Genomic DNA, 10,739 nt, shown 5'->3' on the forward strand with positions numbered 1-10,739 from the left:
GTTCGGAGCTGCGGTTGCCGCCGGTTCACCGACGGGATTCTGGCGCATGTCAGGACACCCGGCGGTCCAACAGGCCCTGCGCAACCATTACTTCGAGTCCCTCGGTCTCCCTCGACTCCATGTCTCTGCCCAAGCTTAATCCGATCGAACCGCCGTGGTACGGACCCGTATGCCCGGTGGTGTGGGAGGGGCGGCGCCGTGAGGCGTCCCCCTATCCCGATCAATCCTGAATCCATTAAATAGCGACACGCTTTAATTCCCCGCGCTGGCCATCTTCCGGCCCGCGATAGCTGTCTCGAGCCAGCCGATCTCCATCTCCGGCACGGACGACAGCAGCAGGTCGGTATAGTCATCGAAGGGCGGCGTCAGCACCCCGCTCTTGGCACCGCACCGCACAACCTCGCCGCGATACATGACGGCGATGGAATCGGCGATCGACTTCACCGTCGCGAGATCGTGGGTGATGAAGAGGTAAGCCACCTGCTCGATCTGCTGGAGATTAAGCAACAGCTTCAGGATGCCGTTGGCCACTAACGGGTCGAGGGCCGAGGTTACCTCATCACAGATGATGAGCTTGGGCTTGGCCGCCAGCGCACGAGCAATGCAGACGCGCTGCTTCTGGCCGCCGGAGAGCTCGGCCGGATAGCGACCGACGAAGCCATTGCCCATTTCGATCTCTTCGAGCAGCTCCTTGACCCGTCGGTTGCGCTCGGCGCCCTGGAGACCAAAATAGAATGTCAGCGGCCGGCCGATGATGGTGCCGACCGTATGGTGTGGGTTCATGGCCACGTCGGCCATCTGGTAGATCATCTGCAATTGCCGCAAATCTTCCTTCGTCCGGTCGGCAAGATGGTCCGAGAGCGCGCGCCCATCGAAGCTGATCTCGCCCGACGAAGGCGACAAGAGGCCGGTGATGGCGCGCGCAAGCGTCGACTTGCCGGAACCGGATTCGCCCACAACCGCCAGTGTCTGGCCGGGATGGATGTCGAGCGAGACATTCTTCAGCACCTTGACGATGCCGTGGCCATAAGCCGCCGTGACATTCTTCACCGACAGAACCGGCTTCGGCGTCGGCTGCTTCTCCTGATGGTCGATGTGATGCACCGAAACCAGCGCCTGCGTATAGTCTTGCTTCGGCTCCTTGATGATCTGGTGAGTCGTGCCCTTCTCGATCATCTTACCGTGACGCAACACCATGATGTCGTCGGCTACCTGAGCGACAACGGCGAGGTCATGGGTTATGTAGAGAGCTGCAACACCCGTGGCGCGGATCGCTTCCTTGATCGCGGCGAGTACGTCGATCTGGGTCGTGACGTCGAGCGCAGTGGTCGGCTCGTCGAATATGATGAGGTCCGGCTCCGGACAGAGCGCCATGGCCGTCATCACGCGCTGCAGCTGCCCGCCCGACACCTGGTGCGGATACCGCCGACCGATATTTTCCGGGTCGGGAAGGCTGAGCTTGCGGAACAGTGCTACCGCCCGGCGCTCGGCTTCAACGCGGTTGCCTAAGCCGTGCTTGAGCGAGCTTTCCACCACCTGGTCCATCAACCGCTTGGCGGGATTGAAGGCCGCCGCCGCGGATTGCGCGACATAGCAGACCTCACGGCCGCGCAACTTGCGAATGCCGTTGCGGCCCTGCGTCAGGATGTTGCGGCCGTTGAGGATGACTTCACCGCGCGTGATGCGCACGCCCCCGCGGCCATAGCCCATCGACGATAGGCCGATGGTCGACTTGCCGGCGCCCGATTCACCGATCAGGCCGAGCACCTTGCCCTTCTCCAGCGTCAGCGAGACGTCGTGCACCAGTACGATGTTCTTCGGCGGCTCGCCGGGCGGGTAGACCGTGGCCTCGATGCGCAGATTGCGGATGTCGAGCAGCACGCCGGGTTTCGCTTTGGTATCAGCCATCACCCGCGTCCTCCCTTCAGGCTCGTCGTACGGTTGAGCACCCAGTCGGCGACCAGATTGACCGAAATCGCCAGCATGGCGATCGCCGCCGCCGGGATGAGTGCGGCGCCTATGCCGAAGACGATGCCGTCCTTGTTTTCCTTGACCATGCCGCCCCAGTCAGCGACCGGTGGCTGTACGCCAAGGCCGAGGAAGGACAGCGCCGACAGGAACAGCACCGCATAGATGAAGCGCAGGCCTAGTTCGGAGACCAGTGGGGACAAAGCATTGGGCAGGATTTCGGCGAAGATCACCCACCACTTGCCTTCGCCGCGCAGTTTGGCGGCCTCGACAAAATCCATCGCATTGAGGTCGACCGCCACCGCCCGCGACAGGCGGAAGACCCGGGTTGAGTCGAGAAGGCCCATGACCAGAATCAGCGTCACGACATTGGACGGCAGCACCGAGAGCACCACGAGACCGAAGATCAGCGTCGGGATCGCCATCAGCAGGTCGACGAAACGGGACATCAACATATCGAACCAGCCGCCGACCACGGCAGCGGTGAAACCGAGGATTGCACCCATCGAGAACGAAAGCAGTGTAGCCAGCACAGCGATCAGGATCGTCGTCTGGGCGCCATAGATCATGCGCGAGAGCAGGTCGCGGCCAAGATTGTCGGTGCCGAAGAGAAATTTCGCCGAGATCGGCTCCCAAACTCCGCCCGCGATGTCGCCGAGGCCGTAGGGGGCGATCCACTGTGCAAAGATCGCGACGAGGAAGAAGAGGGCGGTGATAACAAGGCCGATCAGGGCGCCGATGGGAATACGTCCTATCATGGTGCTCCTTACCTCGGATGCCTGAGGCGCGGATTGGCGAGAATGGATGCCACGTCAGCCACGACATTGAGCGAGATATAAACGGCGGCGAAGATCAGCCCAACGGCCTGCACGACGGGCACGTCGCGCTTGGCGACATGGTCTACCAGATACTGGCCCATGCCGGGATAGACGAAGATCACCTCGATCACCACCACGCCGACCACGAGATAGGCGAGGTTGAGCATGATCACATTGATTATCGGAGCGATGGCATTGGGGAAAGCGTGCCTGCGGATGATCTCGAACGCTGTCAGGCCCTTCAGTTCCGCAGTCTCGATATAGGCGGACTGCATGACATTGAGGATCGCCGCCCGCGTCATACGCATCATATGGGCGAGGATGCCCAGCGTGAGCGTCGTGCAGGGCAGCGCGATTGCCTTCATTTTATCGAGAAAGGGCATGCCCTCATACACCATCGAAATGCCAGGGAATATCTGGAACTTCACGGCCAAGAAATACACCAATAGATAGCCGATGAAGAATTCCGGCACCGATGTCGAGGCGAGTGCCACGCCGGTGATCAGTTTATCGATGAGGCCGTCGCGATAACGTACTGCTGTCAGCCCGAAGGCAATCGCGAGCGGGACGGAGATAATCGCTGCCCAGAAGGCCAGGAACAGCGTGTTCCACAGCCGCTCCTTAATGGAAGTGGCGATATCGAGCCCACTGGTGAGAGCAGTGCCTAGGTCGCCCTGCAGGATTCCGAAAAGCCAGCGGAAATATCTGATGTAGGCCGGGTCGTTCAGCCCCAGCTCTCCCCGGAGATTGGCGAGCGCCAGTGGCGTCGCCGACTGGCCGAGAATGGATTGCGCGACGTCGCCGGGCAGAAGATTCGTGCCAACAAAAATGAGGACGGAAACGGCGAGCAACAGGAGGATGCCCAGCGCGACGCGCTGGGCAATAAGCTTGAGGACCATCGTCTCAGGGCCTCAGGCCTGCAGCCAGCACTTGATTAGCGCGTAGCCGTTCATGAATCGATCGTTGCCATTCTTAGCCCAACCGCCAACCTGCGGGCCCGTGGCGTCGATGTAATCATTGAACATCGGGATTATCACGCCGCCCTCATCATGGATGATCTGGCCCATGTCGGCATAGAGCTTCTTACGCCTGTCGGTATCGAGTTCGCCGCGCGCCTGGACCATCATCTGGTCGAACTTCTCGCTGAAGAAGTGCGTCTCGTTCCATGGCGCTTTTGACTGGTAGAGGAGAGAATACAGCATATCCTGGGTCGGACGACCTGGACCAGAAGATGCCACGAACGGCTGCTTGAGCCACACGTTTTCCCAGTAGCCGTCGGCTGGTTCACGTTTAACGTCGATGCTGATGCCCGCTTTGGCCGCGCTCTGCTGGTATAGCTGGGCAGCATCCACCGCGCCTGTGAATGCGCCGTCGGATGCATGAAGGAGCAGTGAGCCGGAGTGCCCTGACTTCTTGTAATGGAAGGCTGCCTTGTCCGGATCGTACTTGCGTTGCTCCAATTCGGTAAAGAGTGGATAAAACTTGTTTATTTGCGTGTCATTGCCGACGGAGCCGTACCCCCCCAAGACCTTCTGGACCATCTCTTCGCGGTCGATGGCATATTTCAGCGCGAGCCGCAGATCGTTGTTGTTGAAGGGGGCGGTGTCGATTAGGCAGCAAAAATAAGAATGCCCACGGCCCCCAACGTTGCGGACGGTGATGTCGGGGAAGCGTTTGAGGAGTTCGACCACCTTCGGATCGACGCGGTTAATCATGTGAACCTGCCCGCTTTGCAAAGCGGAGGTGCGCGCGGTCGCGTCGTTGATGACGATAATCTCGATCTGGTCGGCAAAGCCGCGATCGTCCCGCCAGTAACCGGCGAACCTCTCGCCGCCAAGTCGAACACCAGCTTCGTTGACCGTGACCTTGTATGGACCCGTACCGATGCCTGCGTTCGGGTTGTCCTTGCCGCCTTCTGGCTGAATCATCAGATGGACATCGTTCATTATGACTGGAAAGTCTGCATTGCTTTCTTTTAGAGTGAAGACGATGTTCTGGCCGTCGACGGCAATCTTGTCGATCCCCTGCATAAAGGCGAGCATAACCGACTTCGAGTTAGCGTCGGAATGGCGTTCCATTGTGGCGAGCACGTCGGCGGGCGTCATCTCCTTGCCGTTGTGAAATTGCACGCCCTTGCGGATTTTAAACGTCCAGGCCTTGGCGTCTTTCGATGGGCCCCATTCCTCGGCAAGTACCGGCTGCAGTTCTTGATTCGCGTCCAGCTCTACGAGTTGTTCGCCCCACAGGCGGCTGAAGATAAACTGAACATCATTTGTTAGGGCCGCTGGATCGAGACTGTCCGTCGCTTGTCCACCCATTAACCCGGCCTTGAGCGTGCCGCCCTTGACTGGCCCCTCCGCCCTTGCGGCTTCAGCTAGCAGGTTGTTAGCTAAGATTGCACTGACGCCGAGCGCCGCTGCCCGACCTAAAAAATCGCGCCGGGACAACTTACCTTTGGCGACGGACTCACTGAGAAAACTGATTTCATCATTCATCTTAATTCCCCTTTCTTTGTGTTAATCGATTATTGGCTGCACCCGCACGAGGTAACCAGGCGCTGCCCTCGTGCGATCTGAAGAAGCTCGAGCTCACCTTCGGAAACCCCTCGTATGAATCAGAGGGACGTTTGCTTCAGAACCTCCTCGCGGACGTGACGCTTTGATCCGAATTCGCCGACGGAAGCTGCGAATACGGTTCTTCTTCCGCTGTTCGCGTTACAGGATCCGATAGACTTTCCTGGCGTTCTCCCGAAACAGCAGCGCCTTGTGTTCCTCCAATATTCGAGCCTTGAAGGCATAGCGCGGATCGTCAAAGTCCCAGTGAGGATAATCGCTCGCATACAGCAGCCTATCCCAACCGATTTGATCAAACAGGTAGTTGATATCCTCCGGATTGTCTGGCTCTTCCATCGGCTGTGTGGAAAAGTAGAAGTGCTCGCGCAGATAGTGGGAAGGCGGATGTTTCAGGCTTGCCACTTCCGAGCCCATGCGACGCCACAGCATGTCGAGCCGGTGTCCAAGTTCGATCGACCAGGCACAGCCGCACTCGACGATGATCACCTTGAGCGATGGCAACTGATCGAACACGCCATCGAGAATGAGACTCATAATCTGCGACTGCGCAGCGAAGGTGAGATCCAAATGGCTCTCACAGTAGTAGGACGGCCAGCCGCTGGCAGTCCGTACGCCGGATCGGCCGCCGACGTGCATGCCGATCGGAAAGCCATGATGAGCCGCGGCTTCCAGGATAGGCCTGTAGCGCCGGTGCCCCAATGGCTCGGTTGTCCCCATGAGGATCTGCACCTGGACAAATCGCGCATCGAGCGCCCGCTTTTCACTTTCTGCGACCGCGGCAACGGCATCGTCCGGAACGACCACAACGGAGGCCCTCAGCCTATCCTCCGGCTCGACGAACTCGGCGATCTGCCAATCGTTGATCGCCGTGGACAATGCGTTGCTGAGATCGAGATTGCGACCGCCATTGCCCTGCGCTACCATGGGTTGGAGCACACCGAAGACAACATTGTTTGGATCGAGGTGCTGCTTCCTCATGAGCACCAGGTCAGAACCGGGTGCGCCCCCACCCGGCGGCCAGGCATCGCGGCGTTGTCCGCCTGGATTGTATCCGACATAGTTGTAGCCGCTGGTGAACGCCTCGAATCCCAACTCCCCATACTGATCGAGATGATCGCGCCACCGCTTTGACATATACGGATGGAGGCGAAATTGGTCTTTGAGTTCCGGGTGGATATCGCAATCGGCAATACCTGCCGAAGATGTGGAACGCACCGGCTGCTTCGGACTGGCTATCGTATCGGTCATCACACCGTCTCCTTCAGCCGTGGGTAAGTCCGCACGGGGTTCTCCCGCGCGATCTTCTGGCGAAGCCGCGCTGGAAAACCGGGCGGCATCGGGTCATCTCCGTCGAACTGCCAGTGCGGGTAGTCGGAAGAGAAGAGCAGCATGTCTTCGGAGCCGAGATGCTCTATCAGCTTCTCGACGTGCATCGGATCCGTCGACGTATCGAATGGCTGGATTGTAAACCGGACACGATCCCGGATTTCCGCTGCAGGAGAGCGCTTCACCCATGGGACCTCGCCGCGGGTGCCATGCCAGTCCTTCGTACTCCGCCAGATAAAACTGGGCACCCAACCGATGCCCGCCTCGATCATCACGAAGGTGAGATCCGGGAACTTGGCAAATACACCCTCCATGAGCAGGCTCTGGAGCTGTGCCGCGAAAATGTGAGTTCCGCTGGCATAGTCCTGCAGGTAGGTCGATGGCCATCCCATACCGCTGCTCGTGGGATAGCGGTACATCGTCCCGGCATGGATGCCGATAGGCAGCCCATGCTTTTGGGCCGCTTCATAGATCGGCCAAAAATGGCTCCGGCCAAGAAGCATCTCGTTGCCGGCCAGCAGCAGGACCTGAACGAACCGTTTGTCGGAAGCACATCTGTGGATTTCCTCTGCAGCCCGATCGGGAAGCTGCGAGGCCACGACGATCGAACCGCGCAAACGGGGCTCAGCATCCAGCCACTCCCGCGCCAACCACTTGTTGGTCGCGGTGCAGACTTCTGCGCCCATCAAACCGCTTGCCGCGACTTGACCGCCATAGAGCGGATTACAGATTGCGATCTCGCAGTTGAATTTATCGAGCGCCTGCTCCCGGCAGCGATCGAGGCTGACGCCCGGCTTTTCACCAGCTTGCCGCCAGTCCGGGCGGCACGACAGCGGCGCGCTCGGCGGATAGCTGGCCAGATCCATCTCGCCGATCGCGCGACTGATGAATTGTTCCTGCCAATACTCGTCCATATAGGGGATCAGAGCATCGTTTCCCGGCACTGCGGGATGAAGATCGCAATCGATTACCGATGTCGGCTTGTGGAGCATAAATGCCTCGCTTCCAGAAACTTTGCCATCTCACGATGGATCGGTTCGATCGTTCAGAGATCGACGACCAGGTATGAGTCTTCGACACTCACAGGGAAGGTTTCCGCTTTATACGGACCCTCGACCAATTCGGCTCCCGCAGCTATCGATACCGGGTATTGTTTCACGGATATTCGCCCCGGATCACACCATGACTGGCCGGTGCGAATATCAAATTCCCAGCCGTGCCAAGGGCAGCGGATGAACTCCCCGCGACGCGAACACTGGACATGTCCGGGCTCATCTGCCGTTGCAATACCTGAGATCAAGCCCATCGACAGTTCAGCACTCTGGTGAGGGCAACGGTTGAGGAGGGCAAAGTAGTCGCCATCGACGTTGAAGATGACGATCGGACGGCCACGCACCTCGAAGACCTTGCGCATGCCTGAGCCGACATCCTCTGCCTTGCCCACCACGTGCTTAGCCATTTTTCCTCCCTGGCAAAAGCGAGACGGAACTGATCCGAGAAGCCATGTTAAACCTAATAACCTCGCTCCATCTGCGGAATAGACAGATTGGATGAAAATGCACCACCACAGGTGTGCGCGAAAGCAGAACCCGGCTGCGGCTGCATGATCGACCTGCAGCAATCAGTCCGGCGCCGGTAAAGGGGTGTGAGAAGGCGACGACCCGAATGGGCGCAACGATCGAACAGATCTGGATCAGGAAAACCAGCTGGAGCCAAGAGCCAATGCGCTCGTTGTTGAGATTTGGACCTGATCTGCAGATCACCATACCGGCCACCGGCTTCTGGAAATGCCGCACATGAAGGCCTGACAGAAGCCCGCACTCGGCCACACGTCGAAAAGGGCCAGAAGCCTCTTGCATTACGGGCGGCAACCACAGAAGGCTCCACAGGTAGCTATCCTCCGAATCCCTCGATCCGGAACCACGACTGCGCAGGCGGCATGAATTTTCCTTCTTTATTGCGAGGCACCTAGCCTCCGCGGTGGATCAGATGCCCTCGGAACCGACGGGCGAAAGATCACATGATAGTAATGAGGCGTTCTGAGCTGTTGCAAATCAACGGGACGTATTGTCGCGACACTTGCCTGTGACAGGCACTGGTAAATCTCTCTCTCGTGGTTGATTTCGTCCAGATCGAGAGAGCTCGACATGTTCTTACACACGTTTCCTTCTTTATTCAAGTGAGAGTACCTTTACGGAATGCTCAAAATCGTCCAGAATATTTGGGATATCGCGGACCTTTATTTGCGCCTTGTGATGGGTCTCACGTATGCCGCTCCAGAGCAGACGATCCTCCGGTTTTTGCAGTTTGGCGATCTTTTCTGTTGGGCCGCCCCCATCTGGAAACATTGCATCAGGGTGACCGATGAACGGATGGACGTCGTCTCCGGGAATATGCGGCACGATGTCAGGATCAAACATTTCCTCAATACGTAAACTTCCGGAAGACTGCTGATCAGTATCGGCTTGCGTTATCTTGGCAGCCAGGCGCTCCAGTATCTGCTGCATATATTGTCTCCTTCGCGCGAGCGTAATCTTTCTCGCTGAGGACTTCTCACTTATCGTCCACTCTTGGGTCTAGGCTCTACGCATCGCCAAGTTGTCGAGGTCAGCGGCAACCATTTTCGCTACGGAGTTCCAAGGAGCTTGCAATTAAAATAGAGATGTCCTGAACTGGTTTGATGGACTCGGGGTTGGAACAAGGGTCTGCCGAGCAAAACTCCGCTGTCCTACTGCCAGACGATCCCTATCTCATAATTGACCCCGCTCTTGCAGAAACGAATTTGGCTAACGTCAAAATACATCTGGCCACATGCTGACTCACTGCGTCTTACCAAAACCTTGGCCGAAGGTTATCAGTTATAGGTGTGCCGTCAACGTAGCGATGGGGGCGCGACATTGTATGCTAAGTAGTTGATTATGTTGAGAACAACTGCGTGTCTACGCACATGAGCTTTGTGATTTCGTGATAAAGAAGTGTTAAGGTTGATGCAGGTTAGGCTTAGCAGAAGCTCCATCCGACGCGGCATGAGGTAAGTGGCGAGAGATACAGTCTGGCGCCATCGTGCGGCAGGGAAACCAGCACTCGAGGCGCTGTCACGTTGTCTCTGCGTATGAACGCGCTGAAGCGGTGTGCTCTGCTGTCAGCACAGCGCAGTCACGGCCTTCCACTCCGCTATTAGAGTCTTTCACGTTTGACGGAAGCGTAGCCGGCGTTTGCGAAGTAGTTGTTGCATTCGGTTGCCTCGATCGTTTCAACGAGGTGGCCGATGTGGCGCCAAGTGTCCTCGACGGTGCGCTTCTGGGCTTGGCGCATCCAGTGCTTGATCTTGGCAAAGGCCTGCTCAATCGGGTTGAGGTCGGGAGAGTAGGGCGGCAAATACCAAAGCCTGGCGCCGGCGGCCTTGATCATCTGCCTGATGGCGGCCGACTTATGGCTTCCCAGGTTGATGGGGTTGTCTAATCGCCGCTGGGACGTCAAGCATGTAATTGCGTCGAGACGACGCTGCCGGGTGCATGGTTGTCTTCGCGGTCGACATCAGTCGCCGCATGATGGAGCTCCGCGGACGAGCCTTCAATGTGGACGACGCACTTTGCTGAGACAGCGGTGCAACCCCATCAGCGGAATGGCTCGGCTCACGTCCCGGCAGGGACGTCTCAGGCGCTCAGATCCTGAACGCTATTCGCAAGATTTCATGCTGTGGCGCCTGCATTTCGATCAAAAAACTCACCGGTCTTGAGCATCGAATGCATTATCACCGCCAGTTTGCGCGCCACAGCCACGGCAGCTCGTTTGAAGCCAACCCTCTCCCGGAGCTTGAGGCCCCACGTGCGCAAGCTGCTGTCGATCGAGCTGCGTGTCAGGATGACCGCCGCAGCCTCATAGAGAAGTCCCCGCAAATGTCGATCGCCGCGTCGGGATATATGGCCGTCATAATCGACTTCTCCCGATTGGTAGCGGCGAGTTGTCAGGCCGATCCAAGCGGCAACAGAGCGTGACTTCTTGAAGTTGCCCGGATCTTCAATGGCAGTGGCGAAAGAGGTTGCGGTGATGG

Annotated in this window: 9 protein-coding genes and 1 pseudogene; all 10 read right to left on the bottom strand. The window is 58.1% G+C overall.

Features of this window, described 5'->3' with window-relative positions; genetic code table 11:
• Positions 1–252: 252 nt before the first annotated feature.
• Positions 253–1,908: an ABC transporter ATP-binding protein gene (locus EOA38_RS02970; protein WP_127298390.1), complete on the bottom strand. Its 1,656-nt coding sequence runs from the start codon at positions 1,906–1,908 to the stop codon at positions 253–255.
• Positions 1,908–2,726 (bottom strand): ABC transporter permease, encoded by an 819-nt coding sequence (locus EOA38_RS02975; RefSeq protein ID WP_127298391.1) that lies wholly within the window; start codon positions 2,724–2,726, stop codon positions 1,908–1,910. The genes EOA38_RS02970 and EOA38_RS02975 overlap by 1 nt, the downstream gene beginning before the upstream one ends.
• Positions 2,727–2,734: 8 nt before the next feature.
• On the bottom strand, positions 2,735–3,685 hold the full coding sequence (locus EOA38_RS02980; RefSeq protein ID WP_127298392.1) for an ABC transporter permease: 951 nt from the start codon (positions 3,683–3,685) through the stop codon (positions 2,735–2,737).
• Positions 3,686–3,697: 12 nt separating this feature from the next.
• Positions 3,698–5,281, bottom strand: a complete 1,584-nt coding sequence (locus EOA38_RS02985; RefSeq protein WP_127298393.1) for an ABC transporter substrate-binding protein — start codon at positions 5,279–5,281, stop codon at positions 3,698–3,700.
• Positions 5,282–5,500: 219 nt separating this feature from the next.
• Positions 5,501–6,607: an amidohydrolase family protein gene (locus EOA38_RS02990; RefSeq protein ID WP_127298394.1), complete on the bottom strand. Its 1,107-nt coding sequence runs from the start codon at positions 6,605–6,607 to the stop codon at positions 5,501–5,503.
• On the bottom strand, positions 6,607–7,677 hold the full coding sequence (locus EOA38_RS02995; RefSeq protein WP_127298395.1) for an amidohydrolase family protein: 1,071 nt from the start codon (positions 7,675–7,677) through the stop codon (positions 6,607–6,609). Before EOA38_RS02995 ends, EOA38_RS02990 begins: the two co-directional genes overlap by 1 nt.
• 53 nt (positions 7,678–7,730) lie before the next feature.
• On the bottom strand, positions 7,731–8,144 hold the full coding sequence (locus tag EOA38_RS03000; protein ID WP_127298396.1) for a Rieske (2Fe-2S) protein: 414 nt from the start codon (positions 8,142–8,144) through the stop codon (positions 7,731–7,733).
• Positions 8,145–8,856: 712 nt separating this feature from the next.
• A complete protein-coding gene (locus EOA38_RS03005) occupies positions 8,857–9,192 on the bottom strand; it encodes a hypothetical protein (RefSeq protein ID WP_127298397.1) in 336 nt (111 codons plus the stop codon).
• Positions 9,193–9,862: 670 nt separating this feature from the next.
• Positions 9,863–10,132, bottom strand: a pseudogene (locus tag EOA38_RS03010) (transposase); the annotation flags it as partial.
• A gap of 245 nt (positions 10,133–10,377) precedes the next feature.
• On the bottom strand, positions 10,378–10,739 hold a 362-nt coding region (locus EOA38_RS03015; protein WP_145965913.1), incomplete at its 5' end, for a transposase.

This window comes from Mesorhizobium sp. M1E.F.Ca.ET.041.01.1.1 (assembly GCF_003997355.1).
Taxonomy (GTDB): Bacteria; Pseudomonadota; Alphaproteobacteria; order Rhizobiales; family Rhizobiaceae; genus Mesorhizobium.

What these genes read in the sequence shown, in the direction of transcription:
- EOA38_RS02970 (WP_127298390.1), bottom strand. Translation starts at nt 1,908, where the DNA reads ATGGCTGATACCAAAGCGAAACCCGGCGTGCTGCTCGACATCCGCAAT.
- EOA38_RS02985 (WP_127298393.1), bottom strand. Translation starts at nt 5,281, where the DNA reads ATGAATGATGAAATCAGTTTTCTCAGTGAGTCCGTCGCCAAAGGTAAG.
- EOA38_RS03000 (WP_127298396.1), bottom strand. Translation starts at nt 8,144, where the DNA reads ATGGCTAAGCACGTGGTGGGCAAGGCAGAGGATGTCGGCTCAGGCATG.
- EOA38_RS02995 (WP_127298395.1), bottom strand. Translation starts at nt 7,677, where the DNA reads ATGCTCCACAAGCCGACATCGGTAATCGATTGCGATCTTCATCCCGCA.
- EOA38_RS03005 (WP_127298397.1), bottom strand. Translation starts at nt 9,192, where the DNA reads ATGCAGCAGATACTGGAGCGCCTGGCTGCCAAGATAACGCAAGCCGAT.
- EOA38_RS02975 (WP_127298391.1), bottom strand. Translation starts at nt 2,726, where the DNA reads ATGATAGGACGTATTCCCATCGGCGCCCTGATCGGCCTTGTTATCACC.
- EOA38_RS02980 (WP_127298392.1), bottom strand. Translation starts at nt 3,685, where the DNA reads ATGGTCCTCAAGCTTATTGCCCAGCGCGTCGCGCTGGGCATCCTCCTG.
- EOA38_RS02990 (WP_127298394.1), bottom strand. Translation starts at nt 6,607, where the DNA reads ATGACCGATACGATAGCCAGTCCGAAGCAGCCGGTGCGTTCCACATCT.